This is a genomic window from Proteiniphilum propionicum (assembly GCF_022267555.1).
GTDB lineage: Bacteria > Bacteroidota > Bacteroidia > Bacteroidales > Dysgonomonadaceae > Proteiniphilum > Proteiniphilum propionicum.
On record NZ_CP073586.1, the window covers coordinates 1928693 to 1954804 of the forward strand.

Sequence of the window (26112 nt, forward strand, 5' to 3'; positions counted from 1 at the left end):
ATTTGTATTATTAGGAATATATTCTGTATGTTTGTGTCGTATATAATTAATGAACAAAGGTAAATAAATAATTAACGCTAAAAAATAGCGTAAACAGCTTATTTCCTTTTAAAAAACATGACAAATGGAGCGATTCTCATTCAAAAAAGGTTACAACCAGGTAGCACAAAAAGATGCTACTGAAGTTCGCCGGAAAATCATGGAGGCATTAAATCTAAATGTAGATAGCCGGTCATCATGGAAATTGCGGCTTGATGGAACTGTAGAGCCCAAAGTTTCAGAAGCTGAAGCGATTGAAGGCATTTTTGCTGAATATGGTATAACCGAAGTGTGGGGAACAGTATGAAAATATCAGAACTCACACCCCGGGAACAACAGGTTTCTGAATTAATAGCCTGGGGCTCTTCAAAAAAGGAAGTAGCCCATCTTCTCTTTATATCTGAGCGTACTGTAGATCAGCACGTACGAAATATATACGAAAAGACAGGCTGCAACAAAATTAACGAGCTTTCTGCTTGGTGGTTTTGTAACCGGTTTAACATCAGCTTCAACCTCTCACCGTTAGTAAGCAAAGCAATAGCCGGAATACTTCTAATTATATTCTCTTACGGAGAAATACATGACACCTCACAATATACTCAACAAAGATCTTCTCGGATTAGAATAGAGCGACTTTATAGACGTTCACGTTCTCGTACTCAATCATGCCGATTTAGCGAAGATCCATTAACTGCATGATGTTATGAACAACAAGTTGAAAGTAGTTATAAATGAAAGTGCCTCATACATCTATTACAATGATCTTTCCATGCATTACAGTAATCAAATGACTGAAGGACTCAGTATCGTCCATTTAAACACTCTGCTTTCTAAAACAGATATCGATCGCTTGAATAACCTTAAAGTAATAGAAATTGTTTCTTACAAAAACTTACAGGAAAATTCATATTTCACCTTCAAGCCTAAGCAATTCTTCGATATCGCTAAGCTAGCTGTATTAATGTCTGAATTTATAATTTACAAAGCCAAACTTCAACTTGAAATATCATGAGCAAACAAATCATTGAAACATATATGGCCAAGCTTGGACCTGAAACATTCTGGAGATATGTGGAGTGGAATTATAATAAGATACGTTTGATGCACTCCGGAGAATCTTTTAAAATAAAGGATAATTGCAGTGAAGAGATGGAACCTCTTTATATGGAAGTCCTCAAATCATTTGCGATAATGCATTACGGCGAATACCTGTTTTCAAATGACTACACTAAATTTATTAAACAGCATGTACACCAACTGGAAGAAGCACGAAAAATACGTGAGAAAACACATAGGAAAAATGAGCACAGAAGAGATGGCGAAGGAGCTGGGAGTAACGGAATACGACCTGAAACTATATATACACCGGGAGCGGATATTTCCAATACAGCACAAATTTCGAAATCTCGCATACGAAATAATCAAAATAAAATTCGTGCATCCTGAATACTTTCGACCAACCACTAAGTTTTATGTTGCAGTAGGCATTTCTCAGCGTCAATGGTGGTCGGCATACAGAGGTGAGCGTAAACTGACTGAAGACCAGTATAAAGCCCTTTGCTCCCATCTCGGAGTAACACTCCAGGAAGCATTCGACGCAAGGCAAACATCCTGGCTGGATTCAAATTTTTTCGAACAAGATTAGCACTCAATATATCATGCATATTAAAAAAGAAGATCAAGACAAAGTAAAACAAGCGGCTGAAGGCCGTCTTCTCGATGTTATAAAAGAGAATGTCCCAATGGCACGTCGCGGATCAACCTATTACGGTCAGTGTCCAAGTTGTCATGAAGTGAAAGGTTTTGAATTTAGCGAGAAGAAAAATATATTTAAGTGCTTTAAGTGCGGCTTTGGAGGTAATGACCCGGTTTCGTTTTACATGAAATTAGGCAAAGAGTATCTAGAAGCTATTCAAGAATTGGCCAACCAGTTTAATGTTTACATAGAACCACCAAAAGAAAAGAGAAAAAAAACATCCGGAAAAACCTATTGCAGGCGAATGCTCGAAGAGTCAGGATTAACACCTGCAGATGTTCAGGCAAAAATATTCAGTAAAGATGTAAACAATACAACCACGGTTTCAAAGGTTTTTTTGTCCGGAACAATCAATAGTCGTAATGAAAGGGTATTTGATGATGGTGATGATGTGATAATTGAATATTACGACCTGGAAGGTGAACCTGTCAGATATGAACAAATTTTAAACGGTAAACCTACCGGTAAGGTTAAAGACTATTTCCGTGTTCGCTGGCAATACCCGGACGAACACCTTGACAAAAATGGTAAGCCATTTAAATACAAATCGCCGGTAGGTTCAGGATCCTTTATTTATATTCCACACAGAATTCGAGAAAAATATAAAACTGGTCAGAAAATTCAGAGATTATTTATCCAGGAAGGAGAAAAAAAAGCTGAAAAAGCATGTAAGGAAGGTATTGATTCTGTTGCAATTTCAGGAATTCACAATTTGGCCAGAAATGGAAAACTTCATGAGGATCTGGTCAAATTGATTCAAGCATGTGAAGTTAAGGAAATAGTGCTATTGTTCGATTCGGACTGGAACCAGATATCAAAAAACATTGGTATTAATGATTATGCGGATCAACGGCCAAGATCATTTTTCACATCAGTGAGAAATTTTAAAGAATACTGTGTACAGCTTCGTAACTCCCGTTCTATTCACTTAGAAATATTCTTTGGCCATATAAAAGAAAATGAAAAGAAAGATAAGGGAATTGATGATCTATTATCAAATACACTTAAGAAAAAAGAACATCTGCTGAAAGAAGATATCGACTTCCTTATCAATGAAAAATCGCTCGAGGGTAAGTATCTGCAGCTTTATAAAATTACTACCATGAGTGACTCCAAAATTGCAAATATTTGGAGTCTTAACAGTGCAAATGACTTTGCTGAAGCTCACAGGGAAGTGTTAAAGCAACTTCCGGAATTTCGTATAGGAAAATATCGCTGGCGTTTCAATGATAAAGGGGAAATCGAGTCAGCTCAGCCAATTGAGGCAGATGAAAAATACTGGGAAGAAATAGATAAGTTTGACAGAAGCGGTGCATTTGTGCGAACTGAATATCGATTTAGATATGAGCGTTCATTCCGGTTCCTTCAAAACAGGGGTTTTTATCGTTTTGCAAAACCTGATGGCTCTTACGAGTTTATACGCACTGAGTATCCATTTGTTGAAACAATACCCAGTCACGAAAAAATAAGAGACTTTGTAAAAGATTTCACTCGCGAAATAGCAAATGAAGAGGTTTTAGAAATGCTACACCGGGGAGGACCGCAATTCCTTGGACCAGAAAAGCTATCAAACCTTTTCTTTCATGAGCCCAGCTTTGAGAAACCACTTCGTGATCGGCAGCTATTCTATTTTAAAGATAACTATTGGGAGGTTAAAGAAAACGGGATTATTGAAAATGATTATACATCAATTAATCACCAGATTTGGAGAGATCAAGTAAATGACTTCCAGGCCAAACGTGTCAATCCATTAATGAATATCACAAAAGTTGATGATAAGTTCAAAATAACCATAAATAAAAATGGCCAGAAATCACACTTCCTGCAGTTCCTAATAAACACTTCAAATTTTACGTGGCGTTTAGAACAAAAAGAGCTTCCAGTTCCTGAGGATGAGCTTGACGAAAACAACACACATCTCATTTCAAAACTTGCTGCAGTTGGCTATATGCTTATGTCGGCCAAAGATAGGTCGGTTTCCAGAGCAGTTGTAGCCATGGATGGAAAGCAATCTGAAGTTGGAACTTCAAATGGACGTTCAGGGAAATCTATTCTGGGTGAATTATTTAAGCAAGTACTGCCAACTGTAAGCATAAATGGGAAGCATAAAGACTTTGATAAGGATCCTTTTATTTGGGACGAGGTAACGGTGAAAACGAAGGTTGTATTCATTGATGACGTTAGAACTAATTTTAATTTTGAATTCCTTTTCGCCAACATTACCGGTGACTGGTCCATTAATTACAAAGGCGAACGTCGTGCAACTCTTTCGTTCTACGACTCACCAAAAGTATATATTACTACAAATCATGCATTGAACGGTGAAGGGGCATCATTCAATGACCGTCAGTGGAAAATAGCCTTTTCGGACTACTACAATGATAAGCATAAACCGGTTGATGATTTCGGTACCCTCTTTTTTGATGAATGGGATTTTGAGCAATGGAACCTTATGTGGAATCTGCTTGCTGAGTGTGTGCAGATATATTTACGTTTCGGCATTGTTGAAGCTCCATCTCAGAGAATTGAACAGCGTAAGCTCCGCCAGTCAATGGGTGAAGATTTCATCTCCTGGGCAGATGAATATTTCTCAGATGACGAACGTCGAAACGTAAGACTTAAGAGAAGAGAAGTCTATGATGATTATCTGGAGTATGCTCCGGATCAGAGAAGATATACAACAGCTTCTCGCTTCAAGTCGCTTATACGCTTTTACTGCCAATGGAAGGACTATCTTTTCAATCCACACAAATATGATCCAGCAACAGGTCTCTGTCAATTCTTTGATAAAGATGGGCGTCCTGATGATTCGGATAAGTCAGGTGGTGTGGAATATATCATGCTAGGAGATCAGGAAAAATGGAGCGATCCTAATGCCAGTCCGGAATTAAGTGAAGAGAGACCATCAGACCTGCCATTCTAAAATAATAAGAGTATTAACTACAAAAAACCATTAACATGATTATCAAATTCAACAAAAAAAAACAGGAGCAATTTAACAAGATGTATGCTACACTGAAGCATATATCTCAGGAGTACTATCAGGTTGCAGCCCTAAGAGCAGCAGCTGAAGCTCGCTATAACATCAGGCCGGATGATGCAGTTGATCAGGCTTATGAAAATATGAGAAATGATGCGCGAAAAGCCATATCGGGCGTAAGGCCATTTCGAAGTCAACAATAACTTTTTTTCATAATTAAATTCATGCAGTTCCGGCTGTGAAGTTAGAGCTGCTTTTTCAAAAACTAATTATTAACTAACTAAATAATTTATTGCGATATGAAACAAGTAATAGTAATAGCAAAATATAGAGGCACAATTCCTGAGGATATGACAATTTCGCAAATTGAGAATCTTTGCAATGATAAGATAAAAGATAATCTGTACACTTTTAGAATTGACGTTAAAGAATACGATGAGAAGACAAAAAGTAAACCTTTATTTGAGTTTGGAGGTGTCATGGTAGGTGTCGATCATTATGAAATTAGAATCGGTACAGACGAAAAGCATGAAAATATGAATTATAAATCATCAGACAATGATTAAAATAACCCTCATAAACTCCGGACAATCATTTCAGCAATTCATTTGTGACGATACAGGTAAGATAATAGATGTTCAACCTAAACAGGACACTCCATCTATATGGATTGGCTCACTGATACCGGTTAATGATCCAGATCTCATGCAAGAAGGCAAATACTGCCCTATAAAAAAGGCATATAGTTCAAGCTATGGTTATCTAAGACATATAATAAAGAAGATAGAAACGATATAAAACAGAAAACTAAAAACTAAAAAGATTATGACACAAAAATTACAAAACGTAACAGACAGAATTAAAACGTATGAGGATGCATGTAATGAATTGGGAAGATCTATAGATCCGTGTATGGTTTTAAACATGACAGATGAATTGGCTTATCGCAAACTTAAAGTGATTTCCAAAGCACTAAATGAGGGGTGGGAGGCAGATTGGACAGATCTCTTTCAACCTAAATATTATCCATACTTTGAAGTAGAAATCAACGGTTCGACTTCCGGGCTCGTTTACGTGAACTCGGCTCACGCTTTCTCGCATGCGAACACGCTCATCGGGTCTCGCCTTGCTTTTAAATCAAGAGAATTAGCAGAGTATGCGGGAAAACAATTTATAGACATTTACAAAGCCTTTATATTATAGGATAGAATGAGATATCAAGCAAAAACAAAAGACGATTTAAACAAAAACCCGGAAACGGTAGATACCTCAAAGTACTTAAGAATAAGCTCAATGAACTGGGCTATGATTACGAGGAATTTACATTTAATTTCTAAAAATAAAACAACATGGACGAAACAATTATTTCAAGAATAGAAGAACTAGCAATCTTGCAGAAAGATTTACAGAATGTGTGCATTAAAATCGATAATCCGGGCAATGTAATACCAGCAACATATAATTCTTCCCTAAAGCGGATAGTAAATCACATTGAGCTGCAGAGACAGCAAATCCAAGAATTAAAAGAAGAAATCACTAAACTGGGTTATACAGTTCATGAATATGACGCGTCTGGTAAAGTGAATGGGATAAAACAACATTAAAATCAAACGCATTATGAAGCAAAATAAAATCATAGTAGCAGTCCATCCGGACGCTCAGGAGCGTCGCAGAATTATCCAGGGTATTATGATACGGCTGGGCTTTGCTTTAACTCAGAATGACGCAGGAAAGTTTATCAAGCCATTGGTTCATGACTTCGACCTGCAACAATGCTATTTCGTATGTGCCGAGCTTCACAACTTCAGCGAAAGTCCGATCACCAATCAGCGACTATATGAACTTGCAGCCCGTGGACTGGCGGTAGTTGTGGGAACAAAGCGTTTACCGGCTCAATACGAGATTATCTGTCAAGCAGTTTATGATTGATCTCTGCATTTATGGCAGTCTCTTCAGCCTCACGCTGTCAAGCGTGGGGCTGTTTTGTCTTATGAGTGCCAAAGGCACGAATACCTTTGATATACTCCTCTTCGTTCGATTTTCCCCTTGCACCCCAATTTTATGCTTGTCAGAAAATGGAACAATTGTACACATAAAAAATTCAAGCTCCCGGGAAAGGCGCAAAAACCAACCGCAAACAAACAGCCACAGTGACATATAATATATTATTTATTTATTATTATATTTTTAGAAATAGACTTATTAAAAAAGTAAGAAAAAAATCGTACAATCGTACAATCTGAAAATTTAAACAGATAAGTAGTTTATTATCATAATTATATGAGTGCACGAATTTTGCACGAATCTGCACGATTTGTACTTTCTGCACGAAAAACACGATTAGTACGTAAAAGTACACATTAGTACAAAATAGTACGGAATTATTAAGTCTCTAAAACATTGTATATCAGTGGTAAATCGAAAATGTTTAAAATAAACGCACGAATGCACGAATTTAAACTAATGTTTTACGCAGGTCACCCTGTCAAACTCATTTGGGCAATGAAAATATATCAGTAAACATTTGTATATTTCATGAATATTCACTAATTTAATACTATTAACGGTTTAGTATACAAGTGTTTAAAAATATGGTTACAACAAAAATCAACATTAAACCGCACTTGGCAGAATATGTCAAAGGCCGATTTGTCGGATGCCAGGATAAACCGGTTCAGTTTCCGGCTGGATCAGATATCTATATTGTAATTTGGGATCTAATGTCAAAACGACCTGCAGATGCACCTCCAATTGACAGAGGAAATTTGGAGATCATTCTTCCGTCCCGCTCAATTGGTAAACGCCCTGAATATTATAACTATCTTTCCAAACGTTCACAAACTATAATCGAAAAGAAGATCGAAGAGATAATGTTCGAGGAGCTTCATCACCGTCTTCGGTTTAACAAACGAAAGGGAATTACGTATATTGATTCCATTCATTGGTTCATGTGTGAATATGCAATTAACTCAATTTCTGAGGATGCTTATAAGAAAGAATTCTACAGATTACGAAGAAATGAGTTTAATCGACGTAAAAAAGATAAAAAATACTGCGATCAAACGGCGTGATTAGTCCCTTTTACAGTCAAATTGATGTCAAAATGATGTAAACTATTTACCACGTCCACAATATCAACTACTTACAACACTGAAAATCATGCACACAACAGACAGAATGGGCGGTTTCATATCAGCCCGAATAATCGAAACAAAAAACATTGAATCTTTTGCTGTTATCTCTGATAAGGTTGAAATAACTCTTAAACCGGGTATGTCATTTTTTGATATAGATGTAAAAAAGTATGGAATATCTCCGATAGTTTCTGTTTCTAAGGAAAAAATGGGACATATTTATGAAATAAATCTATCTATTTCTTCAAAAAACAGAACAGGTCTAAAACTAAAACCTTTCAATAAAATGATTGCAATATGTAAAAACTCACTGGGTGAAGAGATTGTTTTTGGTATTCCAAGTTTTCCACTAACAGGTGCTACCTCTCCGATAATGTCGGATCGCCCGGAAGGTGAAGTAGGTGAGATAATATCACTCACCGGTCGACAGCCTTATTATCCTTACCTATTGCGCCAGTAAATAGTTGTAATTTATATAATTAAACACACGTTCAGTATAAGATACTATACAGCAGTAGTATAATCTCCGTCCCTTAATTCACCCATTAATACCGGTAATATTGTCATAAAATTACTGGTAATGCTACACAAACACGGAATTCTCTCAAATATCTGGTTAATTAATGCATCACATGCATCTAATTATTTACCTCTTATCACTTCATATCTTAAAGGTGAGTTGAAAGAAAAAGAAAATAATCAGCACGATTATTTACGCTTTGCAGAAAAAAACCTCTCCGGGTACCATGTTTCTGAATTCGGCAATGCTACTCCACCGGAAGAAGCTCATGAAGATTCAATTGCAATTATTGATTTTACCAATGCTATAACAAAATATGATTCTTGGTGTGATGCAGGAATGCTAACAAAATCAGATCTGCTTCAAAGATGTTTCGACAATGACAATATTAAAGGCATCATTTTCAATATCGACTCAGGTGGTGGTGAAGGTGCAGCAATGCGTCATATATCTGAAACTATAGCACAGAGAAATAAACCCATTATTTCATACGTATCCGACTTTGCATGTTCTGCTGCTTATGGAATAGCTTCCTGCACAGATCTTATCGTTGCAAATTCAGAACTGGCTACTGTAGGATCTATAGGTACATATGTCAGTGTAGCTGATTATACCGAATATTTCAAAAAGATGGGTATTAACCTTATTGAGGTTTATGCAAGCGACTCAACTGAAAAAAACATGGAGGTTCGCGAAGCTGTAAAAGGTAATACTAAACCTCTTCTAGAATTGGCCAACCGGTACAATGAACACTTTCTCTCGATGATAGAAGAGAATAGAAAAGAGCATCTTAAAGCTGATCGCTCGAAATGGGGTACCGGTAAAACATTCTTTGCTTCTGATGCCCTGGAAATAGGGCTAATTGATAAAATTGACTCATTTTCTAACATCTTAAATTACTTTGTATGAAATTTTTAACTGACCAGCAGTATAATGAACTGAAAGAAAAGTCTGATGCTTATTCTCAGATCGTAACTGCCATTATTGGAAATTCTGAGGGTGTCGAAGCAAAAGACATTACTGCAGAACATATTATCGAGGCCCTACAGGCTGAAGGTAAAGATGCCAAAACCGTTGATTTGCAGCCGCAACTCGACCTGGCAAATGCACGTATCACCGAACTTGAAGGTGAACTGGAAACTTCAAACAGTAAAGTTGCAGAGCTTGAAGAAGAGCTTGACGCAAAACCTGCTGAAGAATCTGCAAAAATTACCTCTAAGGGAGAAACAACCGGAGAGAAGAAAGATCTTATTGATTTTGCCAAGGAAAATCAAAAGAATCCGTTTGCCGTAATTGAGCAGGCTAAAAAAGAAGGACTTATTTAAACCAAAACAAATACTTAACTATGGCTACAATTAATTTAGAAGGCTTAACATCAGCTGCTAAAAGGTACGATCCTGTTTTAAGGATGCTTCCTTTCAATACGCTTAATGATATGGCCCTACGCATGAGATTGAACATCATAGATGTTCCTTCAGGTGAACATATTCTGAAGAACATGCGCCGTGATGCAGGAATTCTTGCTCCTTATTCTGTAGGTCTTACCTTAGATCAACAAAAAGAAATGATCAAGTTTATGGAGGCTTCACTTAAGCCCGAAATCGTGTTTGCACATGTTCCTGATAATGTGACAAACTATGAAGAAATGGACGTATTGTCAAGTCAGGGTAATCCTGTTGACAATAAGTCCAAGAAACACCCAATTGAAGCAACTCTGCTTGCTGCAATTGTGAAATCATTCTCTGAGGATGTTGCTTTTAACATCTTTCATGCTCAGCGAGACACAGCTGTTCTCACACCTGCAACTGCATTCAACGGTGTGAACTACAAGTTGAGCCTATTGAAAACCACTTCACAAATTACCGTGGACAACAAAAACCTTGTAGCATCAGGTAAATTTGGTGTGGTTCCTGCTGAAGGAGAACCGCGAGATGATTATCAGGCTTTGGTAGATTGGCTGCGTCAAGCTAGCTGGTACCTGAGACGCAAAGAGGTTCTCCTCTATGCTTCTGAAACTGTTATGAATGCTGTTCGTGCATCCTACAAAGAGCGAGTAAAAGCTCACGAGGATCCAACATTAGAGCAAACCGTTAAACTTCTCCGTGATGATGCTAACATGCCACGTTTGCAGATCATTTCGGAACCTGAATATGGAATCGGCTCTCAACTGATGCTTGTTATACCTGGACTGATCGATATCGGTACCAGAGACAAAAATGACAAGCAGTTCGTCCAGGTGCGCAATGTAAAGGATGATCCAAATGAAGTTCAATTCTGGGTACAATCGGCATACGATACCAGAATTCGTGACATCCATCCAAAGGTGTTCATGGTCAATGAAGAAATCAACACAGTCAACGATCTGTCTGGTGATTATTAATAGTGATTATAAGGATTAGCGGATAAACTCCGCTTTTCCTTAAAATGTATCACTTTGAAAAAAGATAAATTCATTTTCAAATAAAAATACAACAAAATGAAAAATGTATTTCAAAAAATATTGGGGATAATGGTTTTAGCCATAATTTCCATAGTGATAGCCCAAATTGATATGGGCTCAGGTATCGCTCTTGCCTTTGCTCTGCCCGTAGGGTTCGCAGGACCACTTAAATGGAACTGTGGATCTGAAAATATGGGTGGATATAAAAATAGGGTAGCGTTTATACCGGATTGTGCTGTTACAGCTGTGCCAACATTACCGGATAAAGATACGGTCGTCGATGCTGGTGATCTTGTAACGGCAGCCGGTGCTTTTGTATTTAAAGATGGAGATTCACCTCAATTCATCTATGCAACCAAAGGAACTGTCAATTATAATGCAGAACCTCAGGGTGAAATTGATGGTCAGTCATTCGTTCAAACCTTAGAATTTGGACACCCGGGTTCTGCAGCTGAAGTAGGCGCTTTTGCCCGGTTAGTTAATAACACTCCAGGTTATGTGATTTACGAAGGTCACGACGGTCAACAGTATATGGTGGGACAAAAAGGTTATCCTGCTAATATAAGTCCTGCATTTGCAGGTGGTGCCGCTGCAGCCGATCGTAAAGCTCATACTTTCACGGCTGAAGCTGATAGCTTCTGTCCGTATATTTTATTGGGTACACCAATAGATTTTGATGAATTGGAGAATCCGGTAGTGGTTCCTTGATAGCTCTTTTTTCTCTTGTTTGATTTGTCATGTTGATAGGGAGTGGTGCATGATTACTGCCCACTCCCTTTTTTAAAATTAAAGACTTCAATTATGCTAAAAAAAATACAAAACTGGATGGCCAATCCCAAGCGTGAATATGCTGAAGGATTAAAGTTTTTCAATGATCTGGCCAATAAAGAACAAAATGCATCTTTCGGTAAATTTCTGAATGATGTTGATCAAAAGGAAATTGCTCAATTCGATCCGGCAGGTCGATTCTCAATCCTGATAAACCAGGTGAGATTTATTGAGCGTAGGATTAAAGCTTCACCTGATCAGTTAAAGCTTGCCCAAAGTGCTAAAGTGAAATCTATTAATACTGAAACACCATCTGGTGATTCAGGTAAAGGAAAAGATGATACAGCACCAACAGGTTCAGAGTCAAAAATAACTGATCTTAGTCAGTTGCCTGAAGAGTTTGCTCCGGATGTTGCTAGACTTAAAGAGATTGTGCCTTTAATGGCAAAAATCCATGCTGATATGGCTAATGAACTTGCTGATGATGTTCGAGCTAATCTTCGCACTCAATTAGTTGATTTGGATGATGAGCGTCGAGCTATCTGGGATCGCATCAATAAGTTCATGGCTGAAGGTGAAAAGGAATCTATTGAAAAGTCTGAGTCTGAACAAGCTGTCGAAAAAAACATGTTTGATTTTGGAAAAGCAGTTGCTGAAGATATTTCTAAACTCAAAGGTTATGTAACCAGAAATACAAATCTGGTAAAAAAATATACCGAAGAAGGGAAAGCAGATAAAGCTGCAGATGCACAGCAACGTGTTGATGAATATGCAAAACAACTTGCAGAACTCGAAGCTCTATTCTCAAAAGAGTAATCATTTTTAGAATAACTCAACCTTTATTCCAGAAATGAGATGAAAACTATATTTAAGGAGTATTTTCCGCATGGGCCGTTGCCCGGCAAAATAATTCCTTACGCGCATAAAGGGGAATGGGCAGTACATGAGATACTGCCTTTTCTTTTTCAATATATCGGACCATTTCATTTGTCCGTAGCATCTTTCAATATATCAGAGGATAGCCTCCGGCCAATGTTTTTCATGAAAGAAAAAAATAAGCTGTTAAGCGTTCGTTTTCTCTTTGACATGAATGTACACCGGCATAAAATAGACATGATGTTTTTTTCTTCAAGTGTTGCTGATCAGATCAGACTCTCATCAACTCACATGAAGATTTTGCTGGTCCAAAACAGGCTTATAAACTTTGCAATGGTGGGAAGTGCCAATATGAACCTGGTAATGCGTCATGAAGCTGGAATAATGACAACAGAGGATACTACGTTCAATTATTATAAACAGTATTACGATAAAGTTTTCGAAAATGACTCTATACCCTTCATATTCGAATAATATAGCGATACCGGTTAGCGAGCAAAGGCCTTATCGTGGGAAGCCAAAAACTAATTTGCTGCCGACATTCATGACGTGAGCAAATTATAAATGACTGATAAACATGACCGAAGATTATCTTAAACTACTACAGGATTATGCAGCTGCTCTGCTTACACCTGCCGAAATTGCAATACTGCTTGGAATACCACCTGCAGATCGAAAGAATTTCGTTGTTCGCTGCCGTTCTCAGCATGGTTCTCCGGAGTATGAAGCTTTTAATCGTGGACGATTACAAACTAAGCTTGAATTGCGTCAAAACATTATAAAGTTAGCTAAAGCAGGGTCACCAGCTGCTGAGCCGTTGGCATTGAAATTTATTAAAGAGCAAAATATTGATTAACCATGAAGGAAGACGCTTTTAAAAAAATAGAATCTGTTTTATATCTCCCGGAAACGGAAGCTCTTCAACATCTCACACCAGCTGAAAACGAAAGGCGTAAAAGGTGGGTGCACTGCATTACTCAAAAAATGGAGGATCCTCTTAAGCCTGATAAAAAGTTAGTTGATGAGCTTGAGGCAGGTTTCGATGGTATATTCACCCCGGTATCAACAACAACAGCGTACCGAGACCTTGCAGCTGTTCAAAAAATTATAGGTAATATTCAGTTATCAGCCAAAAGCTGGTACCGATACATGATCATAGAGGGAGCTAAAAAAGCTTATGAAATTGCAGAAACTGAAAGGGATGCCCGGGGTATGGCTTCAGCTCTCGATAAGATTGGAAAATATACTATGGCCGACAAGCCAGATAATGATTTTGATTGGGAACAAATGATTCCACTCGATATTGAACCTGCAGCTGATCCTGATCTACTCGAAAATATTGAGCCGATCGATAATCTTGAAGAGCGTCGTCGTGAACTTCGTAAGCTGTGGAAGGGAAATTTGCAGTCAGAGGCAATTGATATCTCACCTGAAGAATAGTAACCCGGAACGAATTATATGGAAGAATTAGGAACATATACAGCTCCGGAACGCACTCAAAAGTATTTTAACCGAATGCAGCGTGAGGTTATGTTGGTGCAGGCCAATAAAACTTATGTTGTGGCTGCTCGTGGAACAGGAAAATCTGAGGGAATTGATGCCCCATTTGTATTACGTAATGTTTGGGCAATGCCTGGTTCAACCGGAGCATTAATTTCACCTTCTTACGCCAAAGCCTGGGGAAATACTCTGCCCGCCCTTATTAACGGACTAAAAATGTGGGGCTACTATCCGGAAAAACACTACTATATAGGACGTCGTGCCCCGGAACATGCTAATTTCGCAAAACCTAAGCGTGAGCCACTTCGTGATGCGTGGAGCAATTCTGTTCACTTCTGGAATGGAACGGTTATGTTGATTCTTTCTTTTTCAAATGCTATGTCAGCCAACTCTATGTCACTGGACTGGCTGATTGCTCCGGAAGCTAAATTTTTAGACCATGATAAAATCAAGTCTGAGGTTAACCCGGCTAATCGTGGTAACATTGATAAATTTGGCTATTCACCATTTCACCATTCAGAGCTTTACACCACTGATATGCCAACAAACAAGGCAGGACGTTGGATTCTTAACCAGCGGGAAAGCATGTCTCCAGAGCATATTAATTTGATTAAAACGCTCTATCAGATGCGTGAGAAGTATCGTAAAATAGAACCTCACAAACGAACAGAGTGGGAACAAAGACAATACCGGGAATTAACGGCTGATATCAACGGGGCCAGGGAATTTCAACCAGTACAAAAAGAGGATCCACTCAGTAGACAAAAACGTGAATTCACAGTTTTTTATGGAGAATATGATGTCTTAGAAAATCTCGAAATATTAGGCGAGGATTTTATTTGGCAAATGAAGCGCGACAATCCGCCGTTAATATGGCGGACTGCCTTCTTGAATGAGCGGCTTTTTAAGGTCGCTAACGGCTTTTATTCTGCTTTAGATGAAAATATACACTTCTATATTCCAAAGGACGTAAAAGAGGTTTATGGCCTTAATTTTGATGCTGATGATTGCCTTAATGATGATGACCTGCAGACGCTCGAACCTCTTCACATTGCGTTTGATGCCAACGCTGCAATTTCCTCTGCATGCCTTGGCCAGAAGGATGGCGATAAAATGTTAACTCTCAAATCATTTTTTGTAAAAACACCGGATAAGCTCCCGGAGCTGTGCGCAAAGATTGGGCACTACTATCGGAATAAAATAAACAGAGAGATCGTTTTTTATTTCGATCACTCGTTTGTATGGGAAGACGCCAAGGATGATGAGTCCTACGCTGATACAATTACTCGTTGTTTGACTGATGCCGGCTTTAAAGTTACTCAGGTTTACATGGGACAGATCACCAGGCACGACTGGAGACATAAGGAAATTGACCGTGCACTCAAAGGTGATACTGAATTACTATTTCCGCTTTTCAACGAATATAATAATGAATTTTTGAAAATAGCAATGGAGCAGACAGGCGTCAAAACTGGTAAAAATGGTTTCGAAAAAGACAAATCACCCGAAAAAACGGCAGACTCTCCAGAAGATCCTGACGAACATAAGACACACATCACCGATGCCTGGGACAATCTCTTTGTCGGTATGAATTATCACTATACAGAGCCATCTCATTCTTCCGTTAACGTCGCTTTTTTAGGGAAACAATAACGTTAATAACTTGTTTGAAACATAGTATCAACATTCAGTTAATCTCACTTTTATTTAACTATATTTGCAAATACACAATTAAAATAGTTAACATGGAAAAAATAAGTGAAATAGTAGAAAGCACGCTAAGCAAGGAGAATAGTTCTGATAGTAATTTGACTTCAGGGATCAAGGATTTAGACAAAGGTCTCGTAAATTGGAGGAATGGTGAGCTCATTTTAATTTCAGGAAGGCCTTCAATGGGGAAAACTGCTTTTATGACAACTCTAATTGTAAACTTGGCTGTAAAATCAAAGATTCCTGTAGGTGTATTCTCGATTGTAGATAGTGAAAATCAACTTGTAGTAAATTTGTTGTCAAATTACTGTAAGGTTGATAATTTCGGATTGAGAAATAATAGTTTAATTGATGAAGAGTGGGAGCGTTTAGATAAAAAAATTAAGGATGTCATAGATTCCGATATTTATATTGAATGCCCTTCCAGGCTACTTATTGATGATTTGACAGAAAAAGCTTCATCCTTGGTTAAAGAAAAAGGAGTTAAAGCAATATTTATTGATTACGTTCAGTTGCTAACTGTCACCAATAAATATAGCGAGAACAGATATAATGAAATGAATTATATCTCTCGTGAATTAAAGGCTTTAGCTAGAGAATACGATATACCGGTATTTGTCGTATCGCAAATGAATCGCAGATCAGAAACAGAAAGAAATAATTTTACAGTTGAAGGTCTAAAGCCACGTCTTTCAGATCTCAGGGACAGTGGAACTCTCTGTGATGATGCTGATGTAGTATTATTTATATTCAGACCAGAATACTATCGCATTACTGAAGATGAATATGGAAACTCTTTACTTGGTACGGCTGAGATCTTAGTGAAAAAGAACAGGAATGGATATCCTTTTAGTGTCAATCTTAACTATAAACCGGAACATCTTCTGTTTACTGATATCACTTAAAAATATTGCAAAAAAAAACCGTCGTGATGCATTATTGCACACGACGGTATAATCTATCTATGTTGTTAAACAAATTCTATTTTAGATATCTCTGAAGCAAAATTATGCAGCTCTTTTTCTATTTTATGTACTGTTCTTTTACTTGGCTTTCTTCTACCAGTTACATAGTGACTCAGCTGCCCTTGATTTACTCCTGTCAACTGTTCCAGACCTGATAAGGTCAGTATTTTAGAGTAATATGAGAGAAATGATGCCATATCATACTTAAAAGAGAAACTTACGTTTTTAGGAAATTCCATATTTGATTTCTTATAATATGATTTCATATCTTCAAAGCTCTGCATAAAATCATCCATAGCTTCCTGAACGGTATTACCGTCACCTATCAGACCAAACGGAAGAGGATTTTCACCAGAGATAAAAGCACTATAAGTTTTATCTTCACCCTTCTCTACAGTAACTTCAATTTGGTGTTTTAATGTTCTGTTTTTATACATATTGTTATTCATAACTTTAATTTTTAAACTATTTTATTTGTTATATATATATAGGTAACAGTATCAAGCGCGATAAGGAGAGATGTGATAGGGGGGTTAAAGACTAACCCCCGAATCACGCTCGATACTGTGGAGAGTACCTTTTTTTACTTCTTGTGATTTATGATGCCCAAGTGTAAATTGTTTTCCGGTAATTGGACTAAACCACACGGGGTGTTTTCCACTATCATCAACACAATAACACCCCTTTTTTTTGAGCTTTCGCTCAACTTCAGAATACTTCATATTTGCAAATTTTGAAGTCAATATTTCAAAGATCGTTGTCTTTCAACACTACAAAGATACGAAAAATCGTATCATAAACAAACGAAACAGTAAAAAAGATATGATATTTAATATCATTTAACCAATAAAGAAGTCCGATGAATGTGTTTTAGCCTCACCCTATAATCTACCTGATTTAGCTGGTGAACTCCGGATTTTTTTGCTTCTTTATTTGCCGGGACAAAAAAAGAAGCGCCCGAGAGGGTCCCCACCGGGCACCCTTCTCAGGCTTGTATGCGTTATTTTAACTTATTCGCAAATTGAGCAATCAAATTGTTTTACTAGTTCATCAACTGCCGGGTTTTCTTTTGCCATTTGTCGGAGTATCTGCCGGGCATCCATTTTTTTTATTCTTATCTCATCCCTGTAAAACTCTACTTGCACGTTATCACCAATATTAAAATTAAACTCCTGTAAATAAATTCCCTGAAGGCTTACGCTTGGCACTGCCTTACTTCCTGACCATTTACGGCAAACTTTCAACTTCTTAACCATTGTTAGCCTCCTTTCCTGCTCTCTTTGTTTCTGCTTCCTGTACTTGTTTTTGCGAAAATACGTAACAGATTGGGAAAAATGATAATTCGTCAACCTCTCCATTTTCGCCCGTTTCCGCTTTTTCTTTGTTCTCCACTTCTTTAACTCGTGGAGATCCCCACAATAAAAGAGCCTTTTCTCCTTTTTTTACTCGCTTGCCCTCTTTGTTCCATTGCCTTATGGTTTTCAAATCTTCGTGACCCTCTTCGCCGTAAATTAGTTTTAATCCCTCGTTTACGCTTTGGAGTGCGCCCTCTTTAACAAGTGCCTGAATTGGTTTACTTAATCCTCGGAGGAAGTTCCTTTTTTCCTGTATATTGGTTTGTTTTGTTTCAATTGTTTTCATAAATTTGTGATGTTTTAGTTTTACATAAAATTAAAATGTGAAAAAAGGCGGGGCAGTCTCATAATATCCCCGCCTTTTTATGTTATGCAATATCTTGCAAAAGTTCCTTTTCTATCTTCTCAATTGCTTTTTTAATTTCATCGCTTAAAAAAACAACAAATTTCAAAAGCATTTCAGGGTTAGTAATTGAAAAATTACTACTGTTACGATAATCATCTTTAACCGTAAAATTCAATTTAAAATCTTCTGTTTCAAAAAGACTATCAATTGCAAGCTGTTGCAGTTGTTTTTGGTACTCCTCTAAACTTTTGCTTTTCGAAATAAAAACATCCCGATTATCAGCCAAGCGTTTTTTGCGTTTAATTTCTTTTAATTGCAATTCCAAAATTTCCGTAATGGATTGTGTTTTTCCGATTCTTTTCGGTTCTTCAACTTTAACGGCTATAGTTTTAGCCTTTTCATTCTTTTTAGTTTCCATAAAATTAAAATTTAAAATGTGAATAATAATAGGGGTCTCACTCCCTTTTTGTATATACAAATATACAAAATTATAACAACCTGTACAACAAGCATTTAGTGAGGTTTAATGCGGTTTTGTGTATTACTTGCCTATGCAATCCTTTAGAGCTGCATAGTTACGCATATTTGCACGTTTAACACTAAAACCAAAAAAACAAGCAATTTATAAAAAAAGGGATGTACAACCTATTAAAAAGCCCCTTAATGTTTTGAACATCAAACAGATGTTAAGCATTAATAAATAAAACTCAATGTATTTTTATTTTCGAGAACGTAAAAGTCTGGAGGTCAGCTTAAAAGGGTTGTTAAGGGAAAATAATTTCCCTTATCTTTCTCGGAAGACCACGCACCGCCCTGCGAAAAGATTGCATAAGCAACACAATTTTTTTGCGTAATATGCCAAGTGTTAAAAAATGCGCCCCCTGAAAAATCATCACACGTGTGTGATTCCGATAAATAAGCTGTTTGCCGTCACGTGCAATCAGCTGAAGTAAATGGAAAAAGCATTCTCACGAAGTGTGTATGCTTTTTTTTATTATGTTTGTGCTTATTAATTATAAAATAGCATTCATGAAAAAAAAGTTGTTAATCGTAGTTTTATTGGTGTTAATCAGCAAAAGTATTTCTTCTCAAACCGAGTCTCTAGAAGTTAGTGGGCCAATACACGCAGGTTTAGATGTTGGTTTTTCTCCTGATGGATATGTGCCTATAGGAATTCATTTCAGCTCCTATAATACAAAATTTCAATTTGGTTTAACTTTTGCATTATCAACCAAAACGGGAGTAATAGGAGAGGATTATACAGGGACTATCAATTGGAGTGAATATCCAGAAGATTTTGTTTCTGAAGGTAGCTATTACACTCCATTTTCAATAGATATCGGATATAAATTATATAAAGGCATAATTCTTGGGGGCGGTATAGGTTTAAGTAGAGAAACAGTTTATAAGAATATGTTTGATGATTTACACATATTAGGCTATAATGGATCATATCACATTAGAGCTAAAGGAGAAAACATACCAGAGTATAAAGGGTTTATTACTTACTATATTCCGAGAGAGTATGATAAGCTGGGCTCTCTTTTCATAAAACTTTACTATTCTAAAATTATGGGGCCGGGAGCCACAATAGGTTTCACAATATAAATCCATTCTCATCAAATATGAATATTTAATTTAAATAATACTAGAACAGATCTGAGGATTTTATGTTTTAGAACATACTGAAAATACAAATACAATTTTGTGATTTAAAGAATAATATCCATCTTTGTAGTGCATTTCATTACAGAGGCGGGTAAGCTCGCCAAATTAGCGGGCATTTTTTATGCCTTAAAAATAAAATATTTGGGTTCTGCCCCCGTGTCGAGTCTTAATGGACCGACTGCCTCTGTAGGTGAAATGCAACGGGAAAGCGGAACCCTTTTTTATATCCGTACAATATTATTCATTTAAAAGCATTTCAAAATGAAAAAAGATCAATCCGTTCAGTCAATGAACAATGCACTGGGTGCTTTACCTACAGGTGCGAGAATTCAGTCAGCAAAAGGTTATTACAATCGTTCAGGTAGAAGTCGTATGGATATGTCCTACTCAGTAGGATCAGCATACTTCAAGACAACCATTACAACACCGGGAGGGCAAAGAGCATGACCAAACAAGAGGCTATTGCTCTGCTGGACACATTGAATTCCAACACTGCAAATAAGCATGAACGAAAAATTGCTTATGAACGATTACGAGAATTGATAATGCTACTTCTTCCGGAAACATAATGTTTCCTTAAGCACTGTTAAAATAGGCAGCTCATTTATGGGCTGCTTTTTTTTGTCCTTTGTTTTAGACTGAATAAGCGGTTGTTTTGCCTTGTGTAAAACAATCGCGATGAATATCAAATTAATAAAACAAGCAAGGATTTGGGATATAATGGAGCGCACAGACTCTCAAGGCAAACGTCTACCATTCCAAATAAAGTTTGTAAAACAAAACGGAGAAATAAAGGAGTATGAAAAATGTGTTCTCACATCATTTCATTCTGCCGGTACAACTTTAAATGTTTTACCAGAAAATGAATACTTCCCCCGCAAAATCCGTCGTGTTACCATAATCGAATTCAACCATATAAGAGTATATCTATGAAAGTATTTGAAAATTATGCCATACTAGAAGGTAGTAATCCTGCAATTGTAGTTGAATCTAACAGGGCAAAAGATATAACAGTTGACTCTGATGGTAAAACACCAATTCAGGTAATACCTAAGGGAGCAAAAAATCAGATCGATTTTTATCCATGGGGAAAAGACAATGATTTGCCTAACAAGTTGATTAAATATGCATTTAAGAATAATATTGTAGCATCTAACATAGATTTTAACAGCAATATAGGTCACGGTGAAGCCGCCATACCTGTGAAAGTTTCAGTAGACGAGATTTCCGGTAAATTAAAACACACACCTATCTTACGTAATTCGCAAGATAAAGATATCACTGCCGTTTTCGACTTCTTAGACGATAACAACTTCCCTCTTGTTCAGCAGGAAATTGGTAGTGATCTAGCGTTGCTTCATAATTGTTTTGTGGAGTTTATATTTAACACGACAGGTACAAAGATCGTTCAGATGACATTTAAAGAGGCAGCATACAGCCGCTTATCTGTAATGAACGATGATGGTCAAATTGAATATCACGGTTACAGTTCTAAGTGGGGAGAAGAATCTGCTCCTGAAGATGTTGTGACAACTCCAATACTCGACTATGATAATCCACTTCTTGATCTTAAAATTCGTCTAGGCTTGAAAGCAGGTCCAAAAGGAAAACAGAAAAAAACAAAAGATCGCCGTTTTATTCTTCACCTGGGCAGACCGTCACCTGGGAAGTTTTACTACCAAAAGGCTTATTGGTGGTCTATTTTTGAAAGTCACTGGTATGATCTAAGCTGTGCAATTCCAGAATTTAAAATGAACCTTCTAAGTAACCAGATGGTACTCAAATATCATATCGAGGTTCGAAAAGGTTTTTTTGACGATTTGTATAAAGCAGAAAAAATAACAGACGAAAAAAAACAAAAAGAAAGACAAAAAGAGTTTTACCAGCAGCTAGAGGATTTTCTTTCCGGAAAAGAAAATGCAGGTAAAAACTTCACTTCAGAAATAGACTATGGTTCTTTAGGAAAGGAAGTGTCAAGATCTGACATAAAATTCACTCCGATAGAGTCATTTATTAAAGGTGGTGAATACATAGAGGACAGCGAAGAGGCCAGCAATGCCATCTGTTACGCAATGGGCGTACACCCGAGTCTTCAAGGTGCATCACCCGGTAAAAATAAAAATATTAACGGCACTGAAGCAAGAGAGCTATTCATCATTAAGCAAAGTCTAATGAAACCTGTTCGTGAATTATTGGTTCAGCCACTGAAAATAGTTAAGGCAATAAATAAATGGCCGGATGATATCGACTTTATTATCCCGAATATAATGCTCACAACATTGGATAAAAACACCGGTGCTGAAAAACAAATAGGTAACCCAGAAGTGTAAAAAATATGGAAACATTAATAAAATCTACAGCTGAACTTCAGAAGTATGTAAAGGTAAACAAGTCGATGAATTTTGAAATGTTTCGTTCTTTTCTCATCGATGCCCAGGACAAGTATATACTACCATACATAGGTCAGGAAACTATTGATCAGATAAAAGACTCAGAAAGTGATAAGCTACGCGAATATCTTTGCCGTGCTCTTGGCCCATTTGCAATGGCTTCAGCTACAGATGAGTTTAGTATAGGTTTCGGAGAGAGCGGGCACACTGTTGCCCGGAGCGAGGTTTTGGCTCCAGCTTCAGATGCGAAAATTGAGAAGGCAAAGGAGAGCCTTTACAAGCGAGGTTGGAGTAATATGGATACAGCTCTTAAGTATCTTGAAAAGCAAAAAGAAACATATCCTGACTGGGCAAACAACCGACAGATATCAACCAAGTTGTTTGAAAATGCATCGGAGTTTCAGGAAAAAGGTTTAGTCGATATAGATAACAGCCCTCTCACATTTCACCATATGCGTATGCTGATACTTCGCATAGAGAGCAGTGAGACATTCAAGCTTCTACCTGAAGAAATGCAGGATAATTTCAATAAAAGTGAAGTGGCAAAAATCACTGATGCTATGCAGGCTTATACCGGTTCACGTGTGGCGGCTCTCCATACATCGCAGTCAACAAAGATGCAACGATCTAAACCCGCAAATGGAGTTGAATTCAAACCTACAATAAGACCATTATATGATGATATAGAACAAACGGGCAACTATTTTGCTGAGCAGGCAATTTATTGGCGTGGCGTGCTTGATGAAGCCTTGGTGGAAAATGATAAAAAGTCGGAAGATGAGAATAAAATGAAATTTAATGGCCCGGATCGTAAATTATTTGTTGCAACAGCTTCCAGATTATGATAAAGATTAGAATTCAAGATGCTACTTATGAAGTGCCGGCCAGTTGGGACGAAATGACAAAAGAACAATTAGTTTTTTTGATCAAGCTTTCCATGAAATCTAAAATATCTTATGTGGAAATGCAACTGAAGTTTTTCCTGTACTGCATAAAGGCTACCGTTCGTGAGAATGTTGGTTTTGGTTTATTTTTGATTAAGACGTCAAAAGGATGTCATGCATTGTTTTCCGATGAACTTACTGCTGTTCTTACAACGTTTGATTATTTATTTGATAAAAATGAAGACAATATATACCAGCTCACTCCCAGACTTACTGAAAATCACTTCAAACGTGTAAAGTGCAGGTGTAAGTATTTGTATGGGCCGGGTGATGCTCTGGAAGACATTACTTATGAAAAATTTGTCTGGCTGCAGACTTGGCAAAGCCAGTTAAATGTTAATCCGGATGCCGTTAATCAATTCATCAATGTAATTTATGCAACTAAATCGGACAAACGCAGCTTGTCGTCCGTACGTCGTATGTCAAAAATAGCCAAGACTGGAATTCTCTGGTACTTTCAAGGCACAATGTCATTCCTTCATCAGCAATTTCCACATGTGTTCACTTCCGGGGATGATAATAAAAAAACAAATGTTTTTGATTATCAGCAACGCATAATTGACTCCCTGGCTGAAGGTGACGTGACTAAAAAGAAACAGGTACGCCAGTCACTTTTGTATGATGCTCTTTACAGCATGGAAATGGCAGCTATACGACTTGAAGATATGGAAAAAGAACATCGGAAACGCTCAAAAAAATAAGTTATGAAATATAATCATTTTGAATATACTGAAATGTTGGCCAGGCAACTTATCCCTATATCACATACTGACACTGACCGTCATTACTTTAGAGCTTCAGAAGAATCTGAGCTTAAAGAGCTTAATGAAATGATGTCACAGGCTCACGGAATGATAATGATTGCTATTGACGGCAAAAATTCAGAATTTGGGTTCAACTTAGCCGACAATCTTATAGAGAAATCAGGTTTTAGTTTAGTTATAGCTAAACAAACAGCTTCATCGGATACAGACACGATATTCCAGGCTCAAAAAGACAGTTACAATGTCATGATGAATATTGTAGCCAGATACATGAGAGATTATCAGCATTCAAATTATGGTTGTGATTTTCTGGATCCTGAAAGTTTTGCTTTCGAAGGCTTTGGTCCAATCGGAGATCTCTTTTACGGGGTTATTCTTGATTTCTATTTAGAGACAGGAGTGAATTACAAAATAAACCCTGAAATGTGGAAATAATATGAGTTATCAAAAGCGAAGAATAGAGGCAGGCGAACATCGCCGAAAATTATCCAATCAAATAAGGGGTTCCAGGAGATTATCAAGTCTTCCTTTTGAACTTTCCCTAGAGAGTAGCTCCGAAGTAGATAAGTTTCAACGTTCACAGGACCGTGATAGACAAAAGGAGTTTAACAAAGAAGTTAGAGATTGGAGTAATAAAAGTACTTCAGCACTCAAAGGATCTGTCTCAAGATTGATAAAACGTAACGTATCACTATCGGCATCAATAAAGGCGAACTTATATTATGACAGAAAATATGCAAGTGAGGTCAATCGTGTTGGATTTTCATTTGTACGTGAAGGAATCTATATTCATAAAGGAGCTGGTCGCGGTCAGGGTGGTCATATCGGCGGACGCTGGATAGATCGTTATGGTAATCAAAAAACACGTGCTGAAGAGAGCGCCGGTAAACAAGGCAAAGGAAATCGTCAGCCAATTTTGTGGTTCGATCCGGTAATTGATAATAGACTCCCCCAGTTGGCAGATTTAGTTGCTGATTATTCAGCAACAATGCAGATAAATGCGACGAATCTATTTATCGACTAACTGTCCTTTGATGTAGCCTTTATTTAAAGGAAATTTGAAATAAAAACATGGATAGACTTACCAAAACTGCCATTATGGAAAACTTTGTTGATAGATTGAAAGAACTGATGTATTTGATTGTCGCTGGAATTGGTTCAGCCCTATTGCCGGTACAAGACATTTTAATTTTACTCTCTATGGGTTTCGTGTTTAATATTTTTACAGGAATAGTCACCGACATACACGTGAATCACGCACGATTTGACATAAAAAAAGCATTCAGTGCAATTACACAGCTTACATTTTACGCCACATGTGTAGTGTTTTTGAATCACGGTGCAAAACTCCTGGATGAACCACAGATGGGTATTGTAGCTGTCAAATGGGTAACAATGATTGTAATATACTTTTATCTCACTAATATTTTTAAAAACGCAAAGCAAGTTTATCCACGTAATTTAGCTATAAGTTTCATTTACGAAATCTTATCTACTGAAATATTTACACGCTTGAAAGAGACAATTGGTATTAAAAATAACAACGATGAGAAAGATAAATAAAATAATAATCCACTGCTCTGCAACCCCTGAAGGAAGGCATGTAACAGTACAGGATATAGACCGTTGGCATAGAGATCGGGGATTCTCGCAAATTGGATATCACTGGGTCATTTACCTGGACGGATCAATCCACAAAGGTAGATCAGAAGAAATTGCCGGAGCTCATGTGGTTGGCCATAATGCAAACAGTGTTGGTATATGCTATATTGGCGGTGTAGATGAAATGATGCGTCCAAAAGACACCAGAACAAAAGAGCAACGAGCAACCATGCGAAGTTTGGTTAGTTCTCTCAAAAATAAACATCCTGATGCAACAGTCCACGGACATAATGAGTTTGCTGCAAAGGCTTGTCCAAGTTTCGATGTGAAAAAAGAATTTTAAAAATATATGAGA

Annotated in this window: 38 protein-coding genes; 33 read left to right on the forward strand and 5 right to left on the reverse strand. The window is 37.3% G+C overall.

Annotated features, from left to right (window positions below; genetic code table 11):
- The first annotated feature begins 124 nt into the window (after positions 1-124).
- The 23 genes from KDN43_RS07860 (at position 125) to KDN43_RS07970 (ending at position 16628) form a co-directional block, all read left to right on the forward strand.
- Positions 125-346 carry a hypothetical protein gene (locus tag KDN43_RS07860; protein WP_238869338.1) on the forward strand — a complete coding sequence of 74 codons (222 nt, stop codon included), beginning with the start codon at positions 125-127 and terminating at the stop codon, positions 344-346.
- The gene (locus KDN43_RS07865) at positions 343-738 is read left to right on the forward strand and encodes a response regulator transcription factor (protein ID WP_238869339.1); all 396 of its coding nucleotides are present in this window, start codon (positions 343-345) and stop codon (positions 736-738) included. Before KDN43_RS07860 ends, KDN43_RS07865 begins: the two co-directional genes overlap by 4 nt.
- 4 nt (positions 739-742) lie before the next feature.
- Positions 743-1051, forward strand: a complete 309-nt coding sequence (locus KDN43_RS07870; RefSeq protein ID WP_238869340.1) for a hypothetical protein — start codon at positions 743-745, stop codon at positions 1049-1051.
- Positions 1048-1485 (forward strand): hypothetical protein, encoded by a 438-nt coding sequence (locus tag KDN43_RS07875; protein ID WP_238869342.1) that lies wholly within the window; start codon positions 1048-1050, stop codon positions 1483-1485. The genes KDN43_RS07870 and KDN43_RS07875 overlap by 4 nt, the downstream gene beginning before the upstream one ends.
- Before the next feature lie 212 nt (positions 1486-1697).
- Positions 1698-4718, forward strand: coding sequence for a CHC2 zinc finger domain-containing protein (locus KDN43_RS07880; protein WP_238869343.1), 3021 nt, complete (start codon positions 1698-1700; stop codon positions 4716-4718).
- A gap of 35 nt (positions 4719-4753) precedes the next feature.
- Positions 4754-4978, forward strand: a complete 225-nt coding sequence (locus KDN43_RS07885; RefSeq protein WP_238869344.1) for a hypothetical protein — start codon at positions 4754-4756, stop codon at positions 4976-4978.
- 96 nt (positions 4979-5074) lie between these two features.
- The gene (locus KDN43_RS07890; protein ID WP_238869345.1) at positions 5075-5341 is read left to right on the forward strand and encodes a hypothetical protein; all 267 of its coding nucleotides are present in this window, start codon (positions 5075-5077) and stop codon (positions 5339-5341) included.
- A complete protein-coding gene (locus KDN43_RS07895) occupies positions 5334-5573 on the forward strand; it encodes a hypothetical protein (protein WP_238869346.1) in 240 nt (79 codons plus the stop codon). Before KDN43_RS07890 ends, KDN43_RS07895 begins: the two co-directional genes overlap by 8 nt.
- Before the next feature lie 27 nt (positions 5574-5600).
- Positions 5601-5978, forward strand: coding sequence for a hypothetical protein (locus KDN43_RS07900; RefSeq protein WP_238869347.1), 378 nt, complete (start codon positions 5601-5603; stop codon positions 5976-5978).
- 146 nt (positions 5979-6124) lie between these two features.
- Positions 6125-6379 (forward strand): hypothetical protein, encoded by a 255-nt coding sequence (locus KDN43_RS07905; protein ID WP_238869348.1) that lies wholly within the window; start codon positions 6125-6127, stop codon positions 6377-6379.
- 13 nt (positions 6380-6392) lie between these two features.
- Positions 6393-6704: a hypothetical protein gene (locus KDN43_RS07910; RefSeq protein ID WP_238869350.1), complete on the forward strand. Its 312-nt coding sequence runs from the start codon at positions 6393-6395 to the stop codon at positions 6702-6704.
- 662 nt (positions 6705-7366) lie between these two features.
- Positions 7367-7846, forward strand: coding sequence for a hypothetical protein (locus KDN43_RS07915; RefSeq protein ID WP_238869352.1), 480 nt, complete (start codon positions 7367-7369; stop codon positions 7844-7846).
- Positions 7847-7952: 106 nt separating this feature from the next.
- Complete coding sequence (locus tag KDN43_RS07920; RefSeq protein ID WP_238869353.1) at positions 7953-8369, forward strand: hypothetical protein; 417 nt, start codon at positions 7953-7955, stop codon at positions 8367-8369.
- Positions 8370-8489: 120 nt separating this feature from the next.
- Positions 8490-9338 carry a S49 family peptidase gene (locus KDN43_RS07925; protein ID WP_238869355.1) on the forward strand — a complete coding sequence of 283 codons (849 nt, stop codon included), beginning with the start codon at positions 8490-8492 and terminating at the stop codon, positions 9336-9338.
- A complete protein-coding gene (locus KDN43_RS07930) occupies positions 9335-9754 on the forward strand; it encodes a hypothetical protein (protein ID WP_238869357.1) in 420 nt (139 codons plus the stop codon). The genes KDN43_RS07925 and KDN43_RS07930 overlap by 4 nt, the downstream gene beginning before the upstream one ends.
- Before the next feature lie 20 nt (positions 9755-9774).
- Positions 9775-10809 carry a hypothetical protein gene (locus KDN43_RS07935; RefSeq protein ID WP_238869359.1) on the forward strand — a complete coding sequence of 345 codons (1035 nt, stop codon included), beginning with the start codon at positions 9775-9777 and terminating at the stop codon, positions 10807-10809.
- Between the two features lie 96 nt (positions 10810-10905).
- Positions 10906-11577 carry a hypothetical protein gene (locus tag KDN43_RS07940; RefSeq protein ID WP_238869360.1) on the forward strand — a complete coding sequence of 224 codons (672 nt, stop codon included), beginning with the start codon at positions 10906-10908 and terminating at the stop codon, positions 11575-11577.
- Positions 11578-11670: 93 nt separating this feature from the next.
- Complete coding sequence (locus KDN43_RS07945; RefSeq protein WP_238869362.1) at positions 11671-12453, forward strand: hypothetical protein; 783 nt, start codon at positions 11671-11673, stop codon at positions 12451-12453.
- A 39-nt stretch (positions 12454-12492) separates the two neighbouring features.
- Positions 12493-12987 (forward strand): phospholipase D family protein, encoded by a 495-nt coding sequence (locus KDN43_RS07950; RefSeq protein ID WP_238869364.1) that lies wholly within the window; start codon positions 12493-12495, stop codon positions 12985-12987.
- 103 nt (positions 12988-13090) lie between these two features.
- On the forward strand, positions 13091-13369 hold the full coding sequence (locus KDN43_RS07955; protein WP_238869366.1) for a hypothetical protein: 279 nt from the start codon (positions 13091-13093) through the stop codon (positions 13367-13369).
- 2 nt (positions 13370-13371) lie between these two features.
- A complete protein-coding gene (locus KDN43_RS07960; protein WP_238869367.1) occupies positions 13372-13953 on the forward strand; it encodes a hypothetical protein in 582 nt (193 codons plus the stop codon).
- Positions 13954-13971: 18 nt separating this feature from the next.
- Complete coding sequence (locus KDN43_RS07965; RefSeq protein WP_238869369.1) at positions 13972-15666, forward strand: hypothetical protein; 1695 nt, start codon at positions 13972-13974, stop codon at positions 15664-15666.
- Between the two features lie 92 nt (positions 15667-15758).
- A complete protein-coding gene (locus KDN43_RS07970) occupies positions 15759-16628 on the forward strand; it encodes a DnaB-like helicase C-terminal domain-containing protein (protein WP_238869370.1) in 870 nt (289 codons plus the stop codon).
- Between the two features lie 65 nt (positions 16629-16693).
- Here the strand turns inward: KDN43_RS07970 and KDN43_RS07975 are convergent, their stop codons facing one another.
- The 5 genes from KDN43_RS07975 to KDN43_RS07995 all read right to left on the reverse strand — a co-directional run bounded on the left by KDN43_RS07975 (position 16694) and on the right by KDN43_RS07995 (position 18807).
- The gene (locus tag KDN43_RS07975; RefSeq protein ID WP_238869372.1) at positions 16694-17137 is read right to left on the reverse strand and encodes a helix-turn-helix domain-containing protein; all 444 of its coding nucleotides are present in this window, start codon (positions 17135-17137) and stop codon (positions 16694-16696) included.
- Between the two features lie 84 nt (positions 17138-17221).
- A complete protein-coding gene (locus KDN43_RS07980; RefSeq protein ID WP_238869373.1) occupies positions 17222-17410 on the reverse strand; it encodes a type II toxin-antitoxin system HicA family toxin in 189 nt (62 codons plus the stop codon).
- Between the two features lie 288 nt (positions 17411-17698).
- Complete coding sequence (locus KDN43_RS07985) at positions 17699-17944, reverse strand: hypothetical protein (protein ID WP_238869375.1); 246 nt, start codon at positions 17942-17944, stop codon at positions 17699-17701.
- Entirely contained in the window at positions 17937-18329 is a 393-nt protein-coding gene (locus tag KDN43_RS07990) for a hypothetical protein (protein WP_238869376.1), read from the reverse strand. Before KDN43_RS07990 ends, KDN43_RS07985 begins: the two co-directional genes overlap by 8 nt.
- Before the next feature lie 82 nt (positions 18330-18411).
- The gene (locus tag KDN43_RS07995; RefSeq protein WP_238869377.1) at positions 18412-18807 is read right to left on the reverse strand and encodes a hypothetical protein; all 396 of its coding nucleotides are present in this window, start codon (positions 18805-18807) and stop codon (positions 18412-18414) included.
- Between the two features lie 611 nt (positions 18808-19418).
- Between KDN43_RS07995 and KDN43_RS08000 the strand changes: the two genes are divergently transcribed.
- The 10 genes from KDN43_RS08000 to KDN43_RS08045 all read left to right on the forward strand — a co-directional run bounded on the left by KDN43_RS08000 (position 19419) and on the right by KDN43_RS08045 (position 26100).
- A complete protein-coding gene (locus KDN43_RS08000) occupies positions 19419-19997 on the forward strand; it encodes a hypothetical protein (protein WP_238869379.1) in 579 nt (192 codons plus the stop codon).
- Positions 19998-20318: 321 nt separating this feature from the next.
- Positions 20319-20504, forward strand: a complete 186-nt coding sequence (locus KDN43_RS08005) for a hypothetical protein (RefSeq protein WP_238869381.1) — start codon at positions 20319-20321, stop codon at positions 20502-20504.
- 231 nt (positions 20505-20735) lie between these two features.
- A complete protein-coding gene (locus KDN43_RS08010; RefSeq protein WP_238869382.1) occupies positions 20736-20990 on the forward strand; it encodes a hypothetical protein in 255 nt (84 codons plus the stop codon).
- Complete coding sequence (locus tag KDN43_RS08015) at positions 20987-22387, forward strand: hypothetical protein (RefSeq protein ID WP_238869384.1); 1401 nt, start codon at positions 20987-20989, stop codon at positions 22385-22387. The genes KDN43_RS08010 and KDN43_RS08015 overlap by 4 nt, the downstream gene beginning before the upstream one ends.
- A 5-nt stretch (positions 22388-22392) precedes the next feature.
- Entirely contained in the window at positions 22393-23292 is a 900-nt protein-coding gene (locus KDN43_RS08020) for a DUF6712 family protein (RefSeq protein WP_238869386.1), read from the forward strand.
- Positions 23289-24092, forward strand: a complete 804-nt coding sequence (locus tag KDN43_RS08025; protein ID WP_238869387.1) for a hypothetical protein — start codon at positions 23289-23291, stop codon at positions 24090-24092. The genes KDN43_RS08020 and KDN43_RS08025 overlap by 4 nt, the downstream gene beginning before the upstream one ends.
- Positions 24093-24095: 3 nt before the next feature.
- Positions 24096-24590 (forward strand): hypothetical protein, encoded by a 495-nt coding sequence (locus KDN43_RS08030; RefSeq protein WP_238869389.1) that lies wholly within the window; start codon positions 24096-24098, stop codon positions 24588-24590.
- Between the two features lies 1 nt (position 24591).
- Complete coding sequence (locus KDN43_RS08035; protein WP_238869390.1) at positions 24592-25179, forward strand: hypothetical protein; 588 nt, start codon at positions 24592-24594, stop codon at positions 25177-25179.
- A 47-nt stretch (positions 25180-25226) separates the two neighbouring features.
- Complete coding sequence (locus tag KDN43_RS08040; RefSeq protein ID WP_238841455.1) at positions 25227-25718, forward strand: hypothetical protein; 492 nt, start codon at positions 25227-25229, stop codon at positions 25716-25718.
- Positions 25702-26100 carry an N-acetylmuramoyl-L-alanine amidase gene (locus KDN43_RS08045; protein WP_238841456.1) on the forward strand — a complete coding sequence of 133 codons (399 nt, stop codon included), beginning with the start codon at positions 25702-25704 and terminating at the stop codon, positions 26098-26100. The genes KDN43_RS08040 and KDN43_RS08045 overlap by 17 nt, the downstream gene beginning before the upstream one ends.
- Positions 26101-26112 lie beyond the last annotated feature (12 nt).

Bases quoted from the DNA above. Each gene is read 5' to 3' on its own strand.
- KDN43_RS07860 (WP_238869338.1), top strand. From the start codon at position 125: ATGGAGCGATTCTCATTCAAAAAAGGTTACAACCAGGTAGCACAAAAA.
- KDN43_RS07865 (WP_238869339.1), top strand. From the start codon at position 343: ATGAAAATATCAGAACTCACACCCCGGGAACAACAGGTTTCTGAATTA.
- KDN43_RS07870 (WP_238869340.1), top strand. From the start codon at position 743: ATGAACAACAAGTTGAAAGTAGTTATAAATGAAAGTGCCTCATACATC.
- KDN43_RS07875 (WP_238869342.1), top strand. From the start codon at position 1,048: ATGAGCAAACAAATCATTGAAACATATATGGCCAAGCTTGGACCTGAA.
- KDN43_RS07880 (WP_238869343.1), top strand. From the start codon at position 1,698: ATGCATATTAAAAAAGAAGATCAAGACAAAGTAAAACAAGCGGCTGAA.
- KDN43_RS07885 (WP_238869344.1), top strand. From the start codon at position 4,754: ATGATTATCAAATTCAACAAAAAAAAACAGGAGCAATTTAACAAGATG.
- KDN43_RS07890 (WP_238869345.1), top strand. From the start codon at position 5,075: ATGAAACAAGTAATAGTAATAGCAAAATATAGAGGCACAATTCCTGAG.
- KDN43_RS07895 (WP_238869346.1), top strand. From the start codon at position 5,334: ATGATTAAAATAACCCTCATAAACTCCGGACAATCATTTCAGCAATTC.
- KDN43_RS07900 (WP_238869347.1), top strand. From the start codon at position 5,601: ATGACACAAAAATTACAAAACGTAACAGACAGAATTAAAACGTATGAG.
- KDN43_RS07905 (WP_238869348.1), top strand. From the start codon at position 6,125: ATGGACGAAACAATTATTTCAAGAATAGAAGAACTAGCAATCTTGCAG.
- KDN43_RS07910 (WP_238869350.1), top strand. From the start codon at position 6,393: ATGAAGCAAAATAAAATCATAGTAGCAGTCCATCCGGACGCTCAGGAG.
- KDN43_RS07915 (WP_238869352.1), top strand. From the start codon at position 7,367: ATGGTTACAACAAAAATCAACATTAAACCGCACTTGGCAGAATATGTC.
- KDN43_RS07920 (WP_238869353.1), top strand. From the start codon at position 7,953: ATGGGCGGTTTCATATCAGCCCGAATAATCGAAACAAAAAACATTGAA.
- KDN43_RS07925 (WP_238869355.1), top strand. From the start codon at position 8,490: ATGCTACACAAACACGGAATTCTCTCAAATATCTGGTTAATTAATGCA.
- KDN43_RS07930 (WP_238869357.1), top strand. From the start codon at position 9,335: ATGAAATTTTTAACTGACCAGCAGTATAATGAACTGAAAGAAAAGTCT.
- KDN43_RS07935 (WP_238869359.1), top strand. From the start codon at position 9,775: ATGGCTACAATTAATTTAGAAGGCTTAACATCAGCTGCTAAAAGGTAC.
- KDN43_RS07940 (WP_238869360.1), top strand. From the start codon at position 10,906: ATGAAAAATGTATTTCAAAAAATATTGGGGATAATGGTTTTAGCCATA.
- KDN43_RS07945 (WP_238869362.1), top strand. From the start codon at position 11,671: ATGCTAAAAAAAATACAAAACTGGATGGCCAATCCCAAGCGTGAATAT.
- KDN43_RS07950 (WP_238869364.1), top strand. From the start codon at position 12,493: ATGAAAACTATATTTAAGGAGTATTTTCCGCATGGGCCGTTGCCCGGC.
- KDN43_RS07955 (WP_238869366.1), top strand. From the start codon at position 13,091: ATGACCGAAGATTATCTTAAACTACTACAGGATTATGCAGCTGCTCTG.
- KDN43_RS07960 (WP_238869367.1), top strand. From the start codon at position 13,372: ATGAAGGAAGACGCTTTTAAAAAAATAGAATCTGTTTTATATCTCCCG.
- KDN43_RS07965 (WP_238869369.1), top strand. From the start codon at position 13,972: ATGGAAGAATTAGGAACATATACAGCTCCGGAACGCACTCAAAAGTAT.
- KDN43_RS07970 (WP_238869370.1), top strand. From the start codon at position 15,759: ATGGAAAAAATAAGTGAAATAGTAGAAAGCACGCTAAGCAAGGAGAAT.
- KDN43_RS07975 (WP_238869372.1), bottom strand. From the start codon at position 17,137: ATGAATAACAATATGTATAAAAACAGAACATTAAAACACCAAATTGAA.
- KDN43_RS07980 (WP_238869373.1), bottom strand. From the start codon at position 17,410: ATGAAGTATTCTGAAGTTGAGCGAAAGCTCAAAAAAAAGGGGTGTTAT.
- KDN43_RS07985 (WP_238869375.1), bottom strand. From the start codon at position 17,944: ATGGTTAAGAAGTTGAAAGTTTGCCGTAAATGGTCAGGAAGTAAGGCA.
- KDN43_RS07990 (WP_238869376.1), bottom strand. From the start codon at position 18,329: ATGAAAACAATTGAAACAAAACAAACCAATATACAGGAAAAAAGGAAC.
- KDN43_RS07995 (WP_238869377.1), bottom strand. From the start codon at position 18,807: ATGGAAACTAAAAAGAATGAAAAGGCTAAAACTATAGCCGTTAAAGTT.
- KDN43_RS08000 (WP_238869379.1), top strand. From the start codon at position 19,419: ATGAAAAAAAAGTTGTTAATCGTAGTTTTATTGGTGTTAATCAGCAAA.
- KDN43_RS08005 (WP_238869381.1), top strand. From the start codon at position 20,319: ATGAAAAAAGATCAATCCGTTCAGTCAATGAACAATGCACTGGGTGCT.
- KDN43_RS08010 (WP_238869382.1), top strand. From the start codon at position 20,736: ATGAATATCAAATTAATAAAACAAGCAAGGATTTGGGATATAATGGAG.
- KDN43_RS08015 (WP_238869384.1), top strand. From the start codon at position 20,987: ATGAAAGTATTTGAAAATTATGCCATACTAGAAGGTAGTAATCCTGCA.
- KDN43_RS08020 (WP_238869386.1), top strand. From the start codon at position 22,393: ATGGAAACATTAATAAAATCTACAGCTGAACTTCAGAAGTATGTAAAG.
- KDN43_RS08025 (WP_238869387.1), top strand. From the start codon at position 23,289: ATGATAAAGATTAGAATTCAAGATGCTACTTATGAAGTGCCGGCCAGT.
- KDN43_RS08030 (WP_238869389.1), top strand. From the start codon at position 24,096: ATGAAATATAATCATTTTGAATATACTGAAATGTTGGCCAGGCAACTT.
- KDN43_RS08035 (WP_238869390.1), top strand. From the start codon at position 24,592: ATGAGTTATCAAAAGCGAAGAATAGAGGCAGGCGAACATCGCCGAAAA.
- KDN43_RS08040 (WP_238841455.1), top strand. From the start codon at position 25,227: ATGGATAGACTTACCAAAACTGCCATTATGGAAAACTTTGTTGATAGA.
- KDN43_RS08045 (WP_238841456.1), top strand. From the start codon at position 25,702: ATGAGAAAGATAAATAAAATAATAATCCACTGCTCTGCAACCCCTGAA.